Raw genomic sequence first — 17,864 nt, 5'->3', positions numbered from 1 at the left:
ACAGTATTTTAATTAATTTTATGACTCTTGCTTCTGCTTAAACTTTTCCAAAACAGCTAAAAATTGTTCACCATATTTGTCTAATTTATTTTGTCCAACACCTTTTATCTGCAATAGCTGAATTGAATTCTTGGGCAATTTTTCACACATTTCTTTTAGAGTGCTATCTGAAAAAATCAAATACGGAGGAACTCCAGCTGATTGCGCTAAATCCATTCGTAATGCTCTTAATGTCTCAAACAACTCATCATTCACTGCCACTTTACGTACCCGTTGATCCTCTTTCCTAAAAACAGTCTGTTTTCCTAAAAGTACTTGGATACCTGTAGATGAAACTGACAATAAAGGAAACTGCCCATCAGAAGGAGTTAAATATCGCTCAGCAGTTAAATAATCAATCAACTGATTCACTTCTTTTTGGCTGCGATCTTTCATTAAACCATACGTCGGTAAGCGATTAAAATGCCACTGTTCAATTTTTTGGTCTTTTGAACCTGTCAAAACTTTTCCAACAAGTCCTTTCCCAAATTTTTCTCCCATACGTTTGACACAGGATAAAACTTTTTGTACATCAACTGTAATATCCACCAATTCTCGTTCGTCTAAACAATTTGAACAACGTCCACATTCAGCCCCTTGTTCACCAAAATAACGGAGAATAAACTTTTGTAAACACATTTGAGCATTCGCATATTGAGACATTTCACGTAATTTCATATATTCTTTCTGCTTGTAATCAATGGTCATTTCTGACTGATCGATAAAAAATTGCTGAATTTGTAAATCTTGAGCAGCATAAAGTAAAATAGCATCACTTGGTAAGCCATCTCGACCTGCTCTTCCGGCTTCCTGATAGTAAGACTCAATATTTCCAGGTATCTGAGCATGAATAACAAACCGGACATTACTTTTATTAATTCCCATACCAAAAGCATTCGTCGCTACCATTACTTGAAGTTGATCGAATAAAAATTGCTCCTGATTTCGGTTTCTCTCACTTTCACTCATCCCGCCATGATACATTCCAACAGCTATTTTCTTACTTTGAAGTAAATGGAAAATACGTTCTACTTCTTTTCTCGTACTTGCGTAGACAATTCCAGACTGATCTTTATTCAATTTCAAGTATTCTAACAGGAAAACATCACGATTTTGATCTTTGATTACCTGAAATGATAAATTATCTCGCGCAAACCCAGTTTGGATTTGATTATCTGTGGGAATATGTAATTGTTGAATAATATCCTCTGCAACTTGCGGTGTTGCCGTTGCAGTCAAAGCTATTACTGCCGGTTGTTGCTGAAACTGCTCAATAATTTCAGCTAATCGCAAATAACTTGGTCGAAAATCATGCCCCCATTGAGAAATACAATGCGCTTCATCCACTGCTAATAAATCAATTGGAACATGTAATAATAATTGCTGAAAATCAAATGATTCTAACCGTTCAGGCGCCACGTATAGCAGTTTGACTTCTCTATTTACTGCCATTTGTACCCGCTTATTCATTTCTTGTTGAGAAATCGTACTGTTAATAAAAGTTGCAGGGATTCCCATCATATTCAATGCATCAACTTGGTCTTTCATTAAAGAAATTAAAGGTGAAATTACTAATGTTAAATTCTCCAGTATCAAAGCCGGCAACTGATAACAAATCGATTTACCTCCGCCAGTCGGCATAATCCCCAAAACATTTTCTTTATTTAAAACATGATTGATGATCTCTTCTTGTCCTTGACGGAACTCGTCATATCCAAATTTTTCTTTCAGCAGTCCTTTTGTATCAATCATGACATTCGCTCCGTTCTTTGTATCTGTTTGTAATTTTAGCATTTGCCATACCTCAATTCAAGAGATGATTCTAGCTTATCGTGAAACACCTTTCTTATTGTGAAACATTTAGTCTTCTTCTGAAAAATTTAAAAGACTGATAGAACAAGCTTTCTTTAAATAATATACGCACTTTCCATACATATTCACGAAAAGTTATCCACAAAAAAAGCGAGGGAACAAAACTAAAGATCAGTTTTGCTCCACTCACTACTTCAACTAAACGACGAGAAAAAGCAACGCCTTCAGAAATAAGCTGAAATTCACATAAAATTTAAAAAACTATTTTCGTGAATTCCTTCTTAATTCTCGGAGCTAAATGCTTTTTTCTCGGTTTCTCTAAAATCTGAATAAATAAAATTTATCGCTTTATTTATTAGGCTTTTTTACTTTTTTTACTTGCTTTTTCACGTTCATTTTTATTAAGAATTTGTTTTCTTAAACGGATGCTTTCAGGAGTTACTTCACAATATTCATCTTCGTTCAAGAATTCTAATGATTCTTCTAATGTTAATTTTTTCGGTTTTTTGATTACTGACGTTTGGTCTTTTGTTGCAGAACGCACGTTAGTCATTTGTTTAGCTTTTGTGATGTTTACTGTTAAGTCATTATCACGGTTGTTTTCACCGATAATCATACCTTCGTAAACTTCTGTTGTAGGTTCAACAAAAACTGTTCCGCGTTCTTCGATACTCATAATACTATAGGTTGTTGCTTTACCAGTATCAATTGAAACAAGAGCGCCTTGATGACGTCCGCCAATTGTTCCTTGAATCATTGGTAAATACTGATCGAAAGTATGGTGCATGATTCCGTAGCCACGAGTCATTGATAAGAACTCAGTTGTATATCCGATTAAACCACGAGCAGGTGCTAAGAAAATCAAACGAATTTGACCATTTCCAGTATGAATCATGTCTTGCATTTCACCTTTACGTAAGCTTAAAGATTCAATCACGCTACCCATATATTCTTCTGGTGTATCAATTTGAACACGTTCAAACGGCTCACATTTCACACCTTCAATTTCACGTTCGATAACTTCTGGACGAGAAACTTGCAATTCATATCCTTCACGACGCATGTTTTCAATCAAGATAGATAAATGTAGTTCTCCACGACCTGAAACAGTCCATGCATCAGGAGCAATTGGCTCTACACGTAATGATACGTCGGTTTGTAATTCAGCCATCAAACGTTCTTCGATTTTACGAGCTGTCACGAATTTACCTTCACGACCTGCAAATGGCGAATTATTAACTAAGAATGTCATTTGTAGTGTTGGCTCATCAATGTGTAAAATTGGTAATGCTTCTTGGTGGTTGACATCAGCAACTGTTTCACCGACAAAGATATCTTCCATACCAGAAACGGCAATTAAATCGCCGGCTTTAGCTTCAGTGATTTCAACACGTTGTAAACCAAAGAAACCAAAGATTTTAGTCACTCGGAAGTTTTTCACACTGCCATCTAATTTCATTAAAGCAACTTGATCTCCAACTTTCATCGTTCCGCGGAAAACACGACCAATACCAATACGTCCAACGTAATCATTATAATCTAATAATGATACTTGAAATTGTAAAGGTTCATCAGAATTATCAACTGGTGCTGGTACATGTTCGATAATTTGATCAAAAATTGGTGCCATCGTTGGTTCTTGATCTTCTGGATTATCAGAATCACTTGATGTTCCGTTTAAAGCTGATGCATAAACAACAGGGAAATCCAATTGATCGTCATCGGCACCTAATTCGATAAATAATTCTAAGACTTCATCCACAACGTGTTCTGGGCGTGCAGACGGTTTGTCAATTTTATTTACAACAACGATTGGTGTTACTTTTTGTTCCAACGCTTTTTTCAATACGAAACGTGTTTGTGGCATTGTTCCTTCATAGGCATCAACAACCAAAACTACACCATCAACCATTTTCATGATACGTTCAACTTCACCACCGAAGTCCGCGTGTCCAGGTGTATCCAAAATATTGATACGAGTGCCATTGTACTCAACTGCTGTATTTTTAGCTAAGATCGTAATGCCGCGTTCACTTTCAATCGCGTTTGAATCCATCGCACGTTCTTGCAATTGTGTATGTCCATCTAAAGTTTGTGATTGTTTTAATAACTCATCTACTAATGTTGTTTTACCATGGTCAACGTGGGCAATGATTGCCACGTTACGAATATCTTCTCTGTATTTCAATGTAATTGCTCCTTATCCTTATGCCTTACGTCACTTGTTCATTAAATCCGACTGTTTATTATAGCAAATATTTTTCACGAAATATAGTCTAAAGCATGTAAAAATCATGAAAATTTCATATTTTATTTTACTTTTCAGAAAAACAGGTGAATTATTCTCCAAAAAAGCAAGCTTAGTTTTATTAATCTCATTCAAACTCAAAAGAATTTTGAATAAATTTTTCTTGAATTTCAGTATATGCTTTTGGCGTAGCTGCTAAAAAATATTCTCGTTTAGAAAATGCTAGACTTTTATCTTCGATGTTACCATACTTAAAACCAAATTCTTCAATTAGAACAAGACCTGCAGCGTAATCCCACGGACTCAAATTAGAAACATAACCGATGTGTGTTCCTTTTAGCATTGCGATTAATTCTAATCCCGCACACCCACTAACTCGAATCCCCATACTAGCGCGTCCAATATCACCAGCTGAATAAATATTTTCTCCATACATATAAGCATTCATTCCCAGCAAGCCCTCAGATAATGAGGCATTTTTAGGCTGGGATAGCTTTAGTTCATTCATAAACACACCCAGATTTTTCCCGCCCCAGTATAGCTCTTCTTTGATTACATCATAGATAAAACCTAACTGTCCAATACCATCTTTAAATAAAGCAATCATAATACAAAAATTTTCTTTCTCCAGTATAAAATTCATCGTTCCATCAATTGGGTCTATAATCCAAACATTTCCTTTTAAAGAATCAATCGTACAATATTCCTTTTCCTCAGCTAAAATTTTATCATCAGGGTAGGTTTCTTTGATTTTATTAATAAAAAAAGCTTGCGTTTCTTCATCAATATTGGTCACCAAATCGGTACGCCCTGTTTTTTGAGAAACGGTAAAATCTTGATGAAGATTTTCACGAATATTGTCTGCTGCCTCATATATCCACGCTTTAACTTGATCTACTTTTTGTTCACATGTCATCTAATCAGCTCCCCATCTTTAATTTGCCCGTTTCTTGTTTTTTTGCCTGTTGCACAGCACGATACAGAGAATATCCAGATACTCGTTCAAATTCATTTCCCAAACGTTTTTCTTCTCCTATACTTTTAACGACCTCTTTAAACTGTTTGTATATGTTTAAAAACGTAGTTGTTTCCAGACCTGTTTCATAAACTTTTTCGACTGCTGTCCACATATTTGTAACAACGACCATTTCATCAGTTGTCCAATCAAGGTCCAATGGATATTGATAATCTTTCATGACGCCACTCCTTTATTCTATTGTAACAAAAATTAATCCTAATCCAGACCATCTTGCCTTCCTTTGCGGTTCATCCAGACTGGTAAAAATAAAATCCCTTTTTCAACTTCAACTTTTTGCGCTGAATAGATCCCTGAATTTCCAGAACACATAAAACTTATCAAACAGACCATAAAGAAAAACAAGGCTGCTTCACCACCAAATAACTCAATTCCCATAATAAAACAAGCAATTGGCGTATTCGTCGCACCTGAAAACACACCAATAAACCCTAAACCAGCTAAAAAAGGAATTGAAACATGAAGAAGTAACGCCAAGCTGCTGCCTAATGTTGCACCAATTTCAAATAAAGGTGTCACTTCTCCGCCTTGAAATCCGGCACCTAAAGATAAAACAGTAAATAATAATTTCCCAAGAAAATCAAATAAATAATTCGTCCCTGCAAATGCATCTTCCAACAAGTGGAGACTTATGCCCAAATACCGCTGACTTCTTAATAATCCTGCAGCCGCAACTATAACACAGCCACCAACAAAATTTCTTAAGATAGGATCATTAATCCAATTCGTATATATTTTTTTGACGTACACTAATGAACGACTAAATAACCAACCAATAATACCAAAGCACACCGCTGCGATAAATAACTTTAGGAACAAAATTACTGACCATTCCGGGATTGTCCCCATTGAATAATGAGCATGACTAATCCCAAGTTTTATAGCGACCATATTAGCAAAAAATGCTGAAAAAAAGCTAGGAAATAAAGCTTCTGAACGTATACGTCCAATGACTAGAACTTCCAAACCAAAAATCGTACCTGCTAATGGTGTTCCAAAAACTGAACTGAATCCGGCACTAATCCCACAAATAATCACAATTTCCCGTTCAACTTTGTTTAAACGAAAAATACGCCCAATCTCATTCGTTACAGCTCCACCCATCTGTACCGCTGTTCCTTCACGTCCTACAGAGGCGCCAAACAAATGAGATGCGATTGTACTAAAAAGGGTTAAGGGAACAAGTCGCAAGGGTATATTATCTTCTCCCCCGTTAGCTTTATTTATCACAAGATTATTTCCATAGATAGAATTTCCACCATATCGTTTATATAAGAAAGCAAAAAATGCGCCGCTAAAAGGTAGCAGTAAAACAATCCATAGATGCTCACTTCTAAAATTTGTAACTGCGTTTAAGCTAGCAAGAAAAAATGTGGACAACGCACCCATAAACAGACCGATTAAAGCTGATAATAATAGCCATTTCAGCATATAAGCTCCTATTTTTAATGGTCCCATCAATTCTTTTTTCATACGAAATAGCCTCCCAATTTATCATCACAACTTACACAAAAACAAAACACCTACCCACTGGACAGAAACATCCTGTTGAGTAGGTGTCATTAATCTATTTTTTCAAATAAATAGTTAACGGCGAACACCATCGCCCTGACCTTGTTTACTATTGAAAATATAGCATTTGTTTAGCTAAAGTGCAAGTTTCTTATCATTTGGTTTGAAACCTTTTAAAGCATAGCTACAATATTTCTATAAAAAAGTGACGAAGCTTTTCGTCATTTTATACAAATTTCAACAAAACATCCAAACCCTCTTGTAAATCAAGATGTTTATGCTAGTATGAGGAGGAAATTTTAATTCATTATTACACTATCAACGTTACTAATCTCAATTGAAGGAACAGAGAGGATGTATTTTATTGAAAGAATTGACACAAGGAAATCCCGCAAAACTGATTTTTTTCTTTACAATTCCATTATTAATCGGTAATCTCTTCCAGCAGTTCTATAATATGGCTGACATGATAATCGTCGGACAAACATTAGGAAAAGATGCTTTAGCTGCTGTCGGTTCTACAGGAAGTATTACTTTTTTAATCATTGGATTTGCTCAAGGTTTGACAGCTGGTTTGTCTATTTTAACGTCACAACGTTTTGGTGGTCAGGATTTTCGCGGGGTAAAAAAAAGTTTTGCGACGGGTATTATTATTAGTGCTATTGTCACGATTGTTTTAACTGCCTTAAGTTTAATTTTCGTCCGACCAATGCTTATACTCATGCAAACACCAAAAGAAATTATTGATGATGCCCAAATCTTTATATCAATTATCTTTATTGGAATATTTGCGGCTATGGCTTTTAATTTACTTTCCAATATCATTCGAGCTCTAGGGGATAGCAGAACACCACTTTTATTTTTAATTATTGCTAGTATCATCAACGTTGTACTGGATTTGATTTTGATTATTAACTTTCATATGGGGGTCGCAGGGGCAGGGATTGCAACCGTTACAGCACAAATTGTCTCAAGTGTTTTATGTGTCATTTATATAAAAAGAAAAATCCCCCAACTTCAACTACGAAAAAAAGATTTTTTTATTGATAAACAAGAACTTCAAGATCACTTACTAATTGCTTTGCCGATGGCTTTTCAATCTTCGATTATTGCGATTGGTGCGATTGTCTTGCAGTCTGCTTTAAACAGTTTAGGAACAGACGTGGTTGCTGCTCAAGCTGCATCGGGAAAAATTGAACAGTTTGCAACACAACCCATGATGTCTTTCGGGATTGCCATGGCAACTTTTACCGCGCAAAATTATGGTGCAAAAAAATATAAGCGCATTTTACAAGGTGTTAATCAATGCTTGACTATGAGTATCGCTTTTAGCTTTTTAGCAGGCGCCATCGTGATCTTTTTTGGTCAAAGTCTGGTCACACTTTTCATTAGTGGTCAGGAAACAGAAGTACTTAAGCTTTCGCAAATTTATTTCAATGTAAACGGTAGCATGTACTGGCTTTTAGCTATTCTATTTATTATCCGCTATACATTACAAGGGCTGGGGCAAAGTGTTATTCCTACTTTAGCCGGTATTATGGAATTACTTATGCGCTCATTTGCTGCGATTATTTTAACCGCCTCATTAGGGTTTGTTGGAGCCGCTTTAGCTTCGCCATTGGCTTGGGCCGGATCGGTCATGGTGTTACTTGCTTCATATTTCAAAGCAATCAAACGTCTCAAAAAATTAGAACAGGAACAAGTAATGGAAACGAATATTTAACAAAAAAACGACCGATTCTCAACTGAAAATCGGTCGTTTTACTATACAGATTGTTTTTTACCAAAATACTGGCGCCATTTTGCTTTTACACTAGTAGTCATAGGTTCAGATGCTTCTTTAACAGCACAATACTTATCTACCATAGTTACAATGTAGCTTTCTTTATATTTCGGCGGAGCAATCGTTGCACCCCACATATGTTTAATAATGATATCACGTTCTAAGTCGGAAAGTTCTGTTAATTTTTCTGCATTTTTCACGGCAATTCTCGGATGCATATACGCATGTGATCCTTCATCGAATTTAGTTGTCCGCCAATCATAGTAGAATAAATCATGTAAAAGACCTGCTCGAGCAGTTGCTCTGGCATCGCCCTTCCACTTTTTGGCTAATTTATAACTATGATAAGAAACACTAATCGAATGATCTAAACGAGTTGAATGAACATGCTGCGTGTAGTTAGCCAAGCGTTGCACTTCTTCAGTTGCTAATAAATCTTCTACATAAGACATATATTCTTGATCTTCACGCCATTTTTCAGTCATTAATTCTGGTTCCACCTTTTTAGAGAAGCTTTCAGCTAGGTTCAAATCGACTTATATAGATTGAACCATTTCGCTAGCTTGACATATTTAAAAACTCAAAAAACTCTCTACTTGTATTAAGTGTAAGTCTTTTTTACTTGATGAAAGTATAGCACCTTGATTTTATAAATACTAGGTATTTTGGATTCCGTAACTAAACTTTAATAATTACTTTACAATTTAGACTCATTTTATACTTTTTATTATAAGGATATCCTCTTGCTTAACTCCGTTTGAGCTTCCAGAGCCCAAGGATGAATAACTTGGGGGTGACTATTTAATAAATAATTCAAATAAACAAGGGAAGCTTCTTCTAATGAATTATCTAGTGCACTTAATAACTCTTCTAAATAAGGTGGTTCCCCTTTTTGATCCCATTTGATCTTATCCGCGATAAAAACAATCTGATCCATTTTTGTCGGCTTTGATTTTAGAGTAGTATGACATTCTATTGCGGAGAGAATTGATTCATCATTTACCTTAAATATTTCATTAGCTATATGTCTGGATAGTTTTTGATGCACGATCATTGGTAACTTACGTTCTGCTTCAATTATTGGAATACCCCAAGCTTCTGCCACAGCAATTCGTTGATTATTTGGAATAACAGCACTAATATCATGCAACAATCCACCATATTCAGCAGCTTTTGGTTCTTGATTAAAACGCTCTGCTAAGATTTTTGCGCAAGCAGCAACTTCACATGAATGTTTGGCTACAGATTCAAATTCTTTCCCAAAAAAGTTTTTAATATTTTCTTCTAAATTTCCTGTAAGCTCAAATTCTACCAAAAATTCTTCAAACATATTAATGATTCCCTTCACTTTGATGTCTAACAAACTCTGCTTTGATCTCTATAAATAACTGAAAAACTTGCAGCAACTGAAAAAGTTTTGCACGATTTTCGAATTCTTCTCTAGTTTTCGGTAACTCTTTTCCCCGATACGCTTCATAAACTTGAGCAATTCTTGCTAATATGTCTTCACCATCATTATTTTCAGCAAAAGTTTCCGCCGTATGTTGCAATAATTTTTGAAGATTTTCTACCTGTTCTGGTTCAATTGTAATTTTTTCTAGCAGCCTCAGCATATCTTTCAAACTATTGCTTTGCATTCGGCGCATCGCAAAATAATTTAAATAGTAATCGTTTGATGATAATAATTGGTTCTCAGCATGATTTTTTGCCCAATTTTCGCCAGTCCGGATAAACGTTTTTAAATCATCACATTTCTCAAATAAATTTCGTTCTTTTCCATATTGATTCAGATATTCAGCCATCTCATTCAAAACTTGCCTAAACATTGTTTCGATAACTTCTTGATCTTCTTTTAAACGCTTCTCAGTATCCGGCATATACAAGTTCAGTAGCAACGCGAAACCAACACCAATAGTCATTAATAAAAATTCATTGCCAATAATTGTCCAAGACATATTGTGCTCGATTAAGTATTGCGTGACCAAAACAGAACTTACGACAATCCCGTCAGACAATTTAAAATAAACTGCACTTGGAATAAATAAAAGTAAAAATACACCAAATGCCCACGGATTAAAACCTAAAATTGAAAAACAAATAAAAGCTATCACCGTTGCCAGTGCTAATGAAAGCAACCGATAGAAACCTGTAAGTAATGATGTTTTTTTTGTATTGGTTACACTTAATACTGAAATAATTCCAGCAGAAGCTGGATAAAGCAACCCTAAACTCTCTGCAACAATCATCGATAATGTTGCACTAACTGCTGTTTTAATCGTTCTCAAACCTATTTTCATTCGGTCACTCCTTAAAAAAAATCAATCTTTTACTTTAATACTAGTAATTTTACCTCTATTTCGGTTATGATTAAATAGAAAAACCATTAAATGTTGATTATAGGAGAGGAAATTTATGGAAATCGGTCCATTTCGTTTAGGTATGCGCACTTTAAAAACAGCTTTAGCTGTCATGCTGTGTATTGTTTTATTTAAAGTACTTGACCGCGGTGCACCGATGATTGCGGCTTTGGCGGCAGTATTTTCATTACGTCAGGACTTGACAACTAGTGTTTCTTTCGGTAAATCCAGAATACTTGGTAATACTTTGGGTGGTGGTTTAGCCATTGTCTACATATTAACGAAAGATCTTTTCTCAAACGATTTTCTTGTAGAGTTGTTTTTAATGCCATTATTAGTAATTATTGTCATTGTATTGTCTGATGGTATGAATAATAATTCAGGTATCATCTCAGCAATCGCCACATTACTATTAATCGCTTTGAGTGTTCCTCAGGGAGAATCTTTTTCCTTTGCCCTGTCTAGAGTAATTGATACATTTATCGGGACGTTTATCGGTATAGGTTTAAATTTTTTCTTTAGGCCTAAACCACAAGAAGAGGAACGCGCCATTGATGAAGATTTAGCTGAATTAGATAAGAAGGAAAAAGAATTACAAGCTCTGCGACTTAAAATTCAGCAAAAAAGAGCACAGGAAAATAAAAAAGTAGATTAACTAAAAAGATGGAAAAGAGCCGAAATGGTCTTTTCCATCTTTTTCTATTCGTTATCTTTCTTCTCGTCGTCACCATAGAAATTCACATTACTGTGGGTTCCTTTTTTTGAGAAGCTTTCAATCAATTCTTTCACATCTAAACCTGTTGTTTCTTTTAATGTTTCTTGTGTGCCAGCTAACAAGTTTGTCGCATAATTAGTAATACGGTTTGCTCCCGCATTTTCCCCACCGCCACCTGTGTCAACAACAGAGATTTTATCAATGTTGCCGAGTGGTTGTGCTGCTTCTTTCATCAATTGCGGCAACATTTCCATAACCATACTTAAAACAGCAGCTTCGCCATACTCTTTAAAAGCATCCGCAATTTTTTGTTTAGCTTCGGCTTCAGCAGCACCGCGAGCTAAAATTGATTCAGCTTCAGCTTGACCGGCTAAACGAGTTTGACTGGCTTCAGCTTCGGCTAATGCTTCTACACGGAAACGTTCAGCTTCAGCTTCGGCAACTTCACGTGCTTTTTGCGCTAAAGCTTCTTGTTCTTTCGCGTAACGATCCGCATCCGCTTTTTTCTTCACTTCAGAATCGTATTGTTTTTCACGACGAACAATTTCTTTTTCTTCTAATTCAATTTGTTTTTGACGCTCAATAACTTTAACTTCCATTTCTTGAGCAACAACTTCTTGTTGCGCTCTAGCACTTTCCAAATTATAGGCCTGATCCGCTTTTGCTTTAGCAATATCTTGTGCTTCTTTGTACGTAGCCAATTTTAGTTCTTTCTCTTTCGACGCTTCTGCAATTTCGGTTTGACGTTGTAATTCAGCTTGCTGCGATTCTTTTTCCGCTTCCGCTTTTTTAATACGTGTTTCTTTCCATGCTTCCGCTTCAGCAATATCTGCATCACGTTTTACTTGAGCGATTCTTGGTTTACCTAATGAATCAAGGTAGCCGTTTTTATCGCGAACTTCTTTGATGGTGAACGATACAATAATCAGACCCATTTTAGCTAAGTCAACACTGGCAACTTCTTGCACACTTTGGCTGAATTTATCACGATTTTGATAGATTTCTTCCACAGTCATTGAACCTAAAATTGAACGTAAATGTCCTTCCAAAACTTCACGTGCTTCATTTTCAAGTTCTTCACGAGTTTTCCCTAAGAATTGTTCCGCTGCAGTCGCAATCTCTTCTACAGAAGACCCAATTTTGATAATTGACGTTCCATCACACATAACTGGAACCCCTTGTTCTGTATAAACCTCAGGTGTTGATACGTCAAGTTTACTTGATAGTAAACTGATTCGGTTTGAGCGCTGAAACACTGGTAATACAAAAGCACCGCCACCACGAACGATTTTGATTTTATTGCCCCGTTCATCTGCATGCACATTTTTATTACCTAAGTAACTCCCACTAATAATTAACGCCTCGTCTGGTTTCGCTGTTTGATACTTTGAAATAAAAACAATCAGCATCATTAACAAAATAAAAACAACCAGTACAATTGGTCCCAAAATTCCAAATCCCATTTTTTTCTCTCCCTCTTTTTATAATTGTAAACTTCCTTTATAAGGAACTACATAACATACTCGATCTTTGACTTCGATAATCAGTACTTGCTCCCCACGATCGATCGATTGCTCTTGCGGAGCATAGAAAGCGGCAGGTCGACTGATTGATCCTGTAACACTCTTAAATTGAATCTCACCCATACCACTTACCGGAATTGGTGTTACTACAGTCGCAGTATTCCCTTCCATATCTTTTTCAGAAATAGAAATTGTAGACTCAGCATTCTTCATCGGCATTAATACATAAAAATTCAAGAAAAACACCAGCACCGAAGCAATTGTAGCGCTAACAAAAAACAAAACCAAATGGCTCCAATCAAGTAGCTGCTCGCCTAAATACCCGAATAATGAAGTAAAGGCCAACCATGGAATCACCAGCATTGGGTCTATTGGTCCATCAAAATCAAAGATATCTCCAAAAATCACTAGCAAAAAAGCCAGCGCTGCGCACACTATTAAAATATAAAGATAAATTGTTTCAATTGGAATTCCCTGAATCACTGTCTCACACCCTCTCATTTTCCATTACTTACTCACTTTATTAAAACTGAACCTTTTCCTGATTATATATCTATTTTACCAATACTTTGAATAAAATGACAGATATTCTTGAAAAATGTAGCGAAATTGCTGAATGTTAACTAGTTTTCGTAAATCACTATATTCAAAAACGCTTTGTGCTCAATTAATTGAACACAAAACGTTTTTGTTGTTGCTAAAATCTTAAATTTTCCCGTTTAGTTTTCCATCATAATTTCAGAGTCAGGAATTGGTAATGGAGAATACGGATTACTTGGTTTCCACCATCTTAATTGGAAATAAGAATTAGCAGATATTTTATGGTAATGTTCTGTTTTAATTTTAATTGTTTGGCCTGCTTTTAAATAGCGAGTATTAGACAATGATCCTCCAACAACAGTATCACGTTTTAAGAATTGTTCATCATCGATATAAACAGTCGCATTATCGTCTACTGCTATAGAAAACTTATACAGTCCAGTTTCTGTTATTTTAACATAACCAACTTTTGTAACTTTATAATTATCTGTACCAAGACCAGGATAAGGCTCTGTCTTACCATAATTATCATCAAAGTTTGTAGCAGTTCCCGTACCTTTTAACTCAAACATTCCTAGGAATTTTGGATAATCATAGTAGGATACTGAAACACCTTGTGAGATTTTTTTATTGACAGTAACTGGTACAACAAATACTTTTCCGTTAGAGCTTCTTACTGTAATACTAGTTTCACCTACAGCTTTGGCTTCCCAGTTTCCATTAGCGTCTACTGTGATAATTGATAAATTATTACTTGTAAATAATACATTTTTATTTGTAGCATTATTCGGTGTAATCGTTACTTTTAAGACTCCAGTATCTCCTACTAGTTGATCCAATCTTTCTGGTTCGACTGTAATACTTTCTACTGGAATATCTTTATCACTAACTGTTACTTCTACCCACACCATTTTGCCTTCGTTTGCCAATACGAGAATTCTAGTTGCTCCAGCTTTTTTCGCTTCCCAATTTCCGTTAGCATCTACGGTAATAATTGATGGATCAACACTTGTGAAAGTTACTTCTTTATTTGTCGCATTGCTTGGGTTAAATATAACTTTTAACGTGCCTTTGTCTCCTACTAGTTGATCCAATCTCTCTGTTTCGACTGTGATGCTTTCCAATGGAATATTTTTTTCCCTAACTGTTACTTGCACGGGCGTTGTTTTACCATTTGAACCTTTAACTATAATCACTGTTGTTCCGACTTTTTTCGCTTCCCAGTTGCCATTGGCATCTACCGTCATAATCGCTGGATCATTGCTCGTAAATGTAACATTTTTATCCGTAGCATTATCTGGTGTAATTGTTACTTTTAAGGTGCCTGTATCTCCTACATACTGGTCTAATGATCTAGGCTCAACTGTGATAGTTTCTACTGGAATATCTTTTTCACTAACTGTTACTTCTACCCATTCCATTTTCGTGCCTGCCATCACCAGAATTTTAGTTGTTCCAACTTTTTTCGCTTCCCAATTTCCGTTAGCGTCTACGGTAATAATTGATGGATCAACACTTGTGTAGGTTACTTCTTTATTTGTCGCATTGCTTGGAGTGTAGATAACTTTTAACGTGCCTTTATCTCCTACTACTTGATTCAATTCTTTGGGTTCGACTGTGATGCTTTCCAATGGAATGTCTTTTTCGCTAACTGTTACTTCTACCCATTCCATTTTTGTTCCGGCCATCACCAATATTTTGGTTGTTCCAACTTTTTTCGCTTCCCAATTTCCGTTAGCATCTACGGTAATAATTGATGGATCAATACTTGTGTAGGTCACTTCTTTATTGGTTGTATTGCTTGGAGTGAAGATAACTTTTAACGTCCCTTTATCTCCTACTACTTGATCCAATCTTTTTGGTTCTACTGTGATACTTTCCAATGGAATGTCTTTTTCGCTAACTGTTACTTCCACCCATTCCATTTTTGTGCCTGCCATCACCAAAATTTTAGTTGTTCCAGCTTTTTTCGCTTCCCAATTTCCGTTAGCATCCACTGTGATAACTGTTGGGTCGACACTTGTGAAGGTCACTTCTTTATTGGTTGTATTACTTGGGGTATAAATCACTTTTAGTGTCCCTTTATCTCCTACTACTTGATTCAGTACTTTCGGTTCAACTGTGATGCTTTCCAATGGAATATCTTTTTCACTAACTGTTACTTCTACCCATTCCATTTTCGTGCCTGCCATCACCAAAATTTTGGTTGTTCCAACTTTTTTCGCTTCCCAATTTCCGTTAGCATCTACTGTGATAACTGTTGGATCAACACTTGTGAAGGTCACTTCTTTGTTGGTTGTATTACTTGGCGTATAGATCACTTTTAGTGTGCCCTTGTCTCCCACTACTTGATTTAACGTTTTTGGTTCAACTGTAATACTTTCCAATGGGATATCTTTTTCACTAACTGTTACTTCTACCCATTCCATTTTTGTTCCGGCCATCACCAAAATCTTGGTTGTTCCAGCTTTTCTCGCTTCCCAATTTCCATTAGCATCTACTGTGATAATTGCTGGTTCGACACTTGTGAAGGTCACTTCTTTATTAGTTGTATTACTTGGGGTATAAATCACTTTTAGCGTCCCTTTATCTCCTACTACTTGATTCAATTCTTTGGGTTCTACCGTAATGCTTTCTAACGGCACATCTTTTGCTTTTACTGTTACTTTTACTGTTTTAGATATATTGCCCGATTTAACAGTAATAACGGTTGTGCCTACTCCTTTGGCTTCCCATTTACCATCTGAGTTTACAGTTATAATTGATTCATTTTGACTGTCATACGTGACTGTTTTATCTGTAGCATTTTCTGGTGTAAGTGTTACCTTTAGTTGACCTGTATCGCCTACATATTGATTTAGTTCTGTTGGTTCTACTATTAAGCCATCAACTGGAACGTCTTTTGTTTTTACTGTTACTTTTACGGTATCAGATTTACCATTCGCTGATTTAACAGTTATTTCTGTTGTTCCTTCAGCTAAAGCCGTCCAATTACCATTGGCATCAACCGTTATAATTTTTGGATCAGCACTTTCAAAGGTAACCGTTTTATCTGTGGCATTATCTGGAGTAATCGTTACTTTTAATTTACCTGTATCCCCTATTACTTGATTTAACTCTTTCGGTTCTACAGTCAAACCATCTACTGGCACTTCGTTTGCTTTTACTATTACTTTTACTGTTTTAGATATATTACCTGATTTAACAGTAATTTCAGTCGTGCCCACTCCTTTAGCTTCCCATTTACCATTTTCATCTACGGTTATAATTGTTGAATCTTTGCTTTCATAGGTTATTGTCTGATCAGTGGCATCTTCTGGGATTAATGTTACTTTTAAGGTTCCAGTGTCACCTACTACTTGATTTAATTCGGTTGGTTCTACTATTATGTCTGATACGTCGATTTCTTCGGAAAGAGCTAAATTTATATTGTTACGAGACTGAAATGGCTTCAATTCTAGTGGATTACTTTTACCGTTTTCATCAAAATTCGTATTTTTAATAATTTGATATTTAGGTGGAACAGATAGTACTTTTACTTCATAGGTTTCACTTGAAGGAATTTTTTTTAGTGAGTATTTCCCATTAGCTTCTGTTTTTACTATTTGAATTGGATTAGTTGTCCCTTTCAAATATAATCCCATTTCAATTCCTTCAATTCCAAGTTCACCTGAATCTTTTTTTCCATCTTTATTTTGATCATTAAACACATATCCATTGACTGATACATCCGTTGTTACATAACTAATCCAAGCATCAGTGAAAACTTCACCATCTTTTATGATAATTTCACTGGATAAACCATCAATAAATCTAACAGTTCCCTCATTAAAAGTTGTATATCTTTCAGGAGTGTCAATTTTTAGATAGTACTTTCCAGCTGATAGATTATCAAACCTATATCTTCCATCAGCATCTGTTTCAATGTTCCTAATCTTTTCTTTAGCTGAATCGAGTAATGTAACATTTACCCCAACCATAGGCGGATCATCTTGGTCATGTATGGTGTTCATATTAAAGTCTTCATAAAGGACCGAAGTAATTGAACTAGTTCCAGTTCCATCAGCTTGTGTTATCGCTAGAACTGATATATTGGGAATAAAAGCAGCTAAAACAATGCATATAGTCATATATATATTGATTATTTTGAATTTTTTCATTTTATCACCTTTTTTAAGTTTTCATTTTACATTTAAATTTATTATTTTTCTTTGAAATTTAAATTTCTAAAATTATCTTGATTTACATTTTAATTTTGATCACACAAAAGAACAAAAACAATCAATCTAAATTTTAAAA

The 17,864-nt window shown here is 35.5% G+C and carries 13 protein-coding genes and 1 riboswitch; of the genes, 2 read left to right on the top strand and 11 right to left on the bottom strand.

Annotated features, from left to right (window positions below):
- Positions 1-18: 18 nt before the first annotated feature.
- The 5 genes from recQ to C240_RS01310 all read right to left on the bottom strand — a co-directional run bounded on the left by recQ (position 19) and on the right by C240_RS01310 (position 6,608).
- Positions 19-1,791 carry a DNA helicase RecQ gene (gene recQ, locus C240_RS01330; protein WP_271490720.1) on the bottom strand — a complete coding sequence of 591 codons (1,773 nt, stop codon included), beginning with the start codon at positions 1,789-1,791 and terminating at the stop codon, positions 19-21.
- 415 nt (positions 1,792-2,206) lie between these two features.
- Complete coding sequence (gene typA / locus C240_RS01325; protein ID WP_271489608.1) at positions 2,207-4,039, bottom strand: translational GTPase TypA; 1,833 nt, start codon at positions 4,037-4,039, stop codon at positions 2,207-2,209.
- A gap of 187 nt (positions 4,040-4,226) precedes the next feature.
- The gene (locus C240_RS01320) at positions 4,227-5,015 is read right to left on the bottom strand and encodes an inositol monophosphatase family protein (protein WP_271489607.1); all 789 of its coding nucleotides are present in this window, start codon (positions 5,013-5,015) and stop codon (positions 4,227-4,229) included.
- A gap of 4 nt (positions 5,016-5,019) precedes the next feature.
- On the bottom strand, positions 5,020-5,295 hold the full coding sequence (locus C240_RS01315) for a UPF0223 family protein (RefSeq protein ID WP_271489606.1): 276 nt from the start codon (positions 5,293-5,295) through the stop codon (positions 5,020-5,022).
- 38 nt (positions 5,296-5,333) lie between these two features.
- Positions 5,334-6,608 (bottom strand): voltage-gated chloride channel family protein, encoded by a 1,275-nt coding sequence (locus tag C240_RS01310; protein WP_271489605.1) that lies wholly within the window; start codon positions 6,606-6,608, stop codon positions 5,334-5,336.
- A gap of 73 nt (positions 6,609-6,681) precedes the next feature.
- Positions 6,682-6,752: riboswitch (Fluoride riboswitch) on the bottom strand.
- Between the two features lie 259 nt (positions 6,753-7,011).
- On the opposite strand from C240_RS01310, the gene C240_RS01305 reads away from it, so the two are divergent.
- Entirely contained in the window at positions 7,012-8,370 is a 1,359-nt protein-coding gene (locus C240_RS01305; RefSeq protein ID WP_271489604.1) for an MATE family efflux transporter, read from the top strand.
- 41 nt (positions 8,371-8,411) lie between these two features.
- Here C240_RS01305 and C240_RS01300 read toward each other — a convergent pair whose 3' ends face one another.
- The 3 genes from C240_RS01300 to C240_RS01290 form a co-directional block, all read right to left on the bottom strand.
- Positions 8,412-8,915, bottom strand: a complete 504-nt coding sequence (locus C240_RS01300; RefSeq protein WP_271489603.1) for an HD domain-containing protein — start codon at positions 8,913-8,915, stop codon at positions 8,412-8,414.
- Positions 8,916-9,157: 242 nt separating this feature from the next.
- Positions 9,158-9,760, bottom strand: coding sequence for a bis(5'-nucleosyl)-tetraphosphatase (symmetrical) YqeK (gene yqeK, locus C240_RS01295; protein ID WP_271489602.1), 603 nt, complete (start codon positions 9,758-9,760; stop codon positions 9,158-9,160).
- Between the two features lies 1 nt (position 9,761).
- On the bottom strand, positions 9,762-10,727 hold the full coding sequence (locus tag C240_RS01290) for an aromatic acid exporter family protein (protein ID WP_271489601.1): 966 nt from the start codon (positions 10,725-10,727) through the stop codon (positions 9,762-9,764).
- 115 nt (positions 10,728-10,842) lie between these two features.
- Between C240_RS01290 and C240_RS01285 the strand changes: the two genes are divergently transcribed.
- Positions 10,843-11,442 carry an FUSC family protein gene (locus C240_RS01285; protein WP_271489600.1) on the top strand — a complete coding sequence of 200 codons (600 nt, stop codon included), beginning with the start codon at positions 10,843-10,845 and terminating at the stop codon, positions 11,440-11,442.
- A gap of 44 nt (positions 11,443-11,486) precedes the next feature.
- Here C240_RS01285 and C240_RS01280 read toward each other — a convergent pair whose 3' ends face one another.
- The 3 genes from C240_RS01280 to C240_RS01270 form a co-directional block, all read right to left on the bottom strand.
- Complete coding sequence (locus C240_RS01280) at positions 11,487-12,965, bottom strand: flotillin family protein (RefSeq protein ID WP_271489599.1); 1,479 nt, start codon at positions 12,963-12,965, stop codon at positions 11,487-11,489.
- Between the two features lie 18 nt (positions 12,966-12,983).
- Positions 12,984-13,508 (bottom strand): hypothetical protein, encoded by a 525-nt coding sequence (locus C240_RS01275; RefSeq protein WP_271489598.1) that lies wholly within the window; start codon positions 13,506-13,508, stop codon positions 12,984-12,986.
- 236 nt (positions 13,509-13,744) lie between these two features.
- Entirely contained in the window at positions 13,745-17,725 is a 3,981-nt protein-coding gene (locus tag C240_RS01270) for an Ig-like domain-containing protein (protein WP_271489597.1), read from the bottom strand.
- Between the last annotated feature and the right edge of the window lie 139 nt (positions 17,726-17,864).

This window comes from Enterococcus sp. 5H (assembly GCF_028128615.1).
GTDB lineage: Bacteria > Bacillota > Bacilli > Lactobacillales > Enterococcaceae > Enterococcus_L.
This window is presented reverse-complemented; position numbering and strand designations above follow the sequence as displayed.

Excerpts from the sequence above, each read along its gene's own strand:
- recQ (WP_271490720.1), bottom strand. The coding sequence starts at position 1,791 with ATGATTGATACAAAAGGACTGCTGAAAGAAAAATTTGGATATGACGAG.
- C240_RS01320 (WP_271489607.1), bottom strand. The coding sequence starts at position 5,015 with ATGACATGTGAACAAAAAGTAGATCAAGTTAAAGCGTGGATATATGAG.
- C240_RS01315 (WP_271489606.1), bottom strand. The coding sequence starts at position 5,295 with ATGAAAGATTATCAATATCCATTGGACCTTGATTGGACAACTGATGAA.
- C240_RS01310 (WP_271489605.1), bottom strand. The coding sequence starts at position 6,608 with ATGAAAAAAGAATTGATGGGACCATTAAAAATAGGAGCTTATATGCTG.
- C240_RS01300 (WP_271489603.1), bottom strand. The coding sequence starts at position 8,915 with ATGACTGAAAAATGGCGTGAAGATCAAGAATATATGTCTTATGTAGAA.
- yqeK (WP_271489602.1), bottom strand. The coding sequence starts at position 9,760 with ATGTTTGAAGAATTTTTGGTAGAATTTGAGCTTACAGGAAATTTAGAA.
- C240_RS01290 (WP_271489601.1), bottom strand. The coding sequence starts at position 10,727 with ATGAAAATAGGTTTGAGAACGATTAAAACAGCAGTTAGTGCAACATTA.
- C240_RS01285 (WP_271489600.1), top strand. The coding sequence starts at position 10,843 with ATGGAAATCGGTCCATTTCGTTTAGGTATGCGCACTTTAAAAACAGCT.
- C240_RS01280 (WP_271489599.1), bottom strand. The coding sequence starts at position 12,965 with ATGGGATTTGGAATTTTGGGACCAATTGTACTGGTTGTTTTTATTTTG.
- C240_RS01270 (WP_271489597.1), bottom strand. The coding sequence starts at position 17,725 with ATGAAAAAATTCAAAATAATCAATATATATATGACTATATGCATTGTT.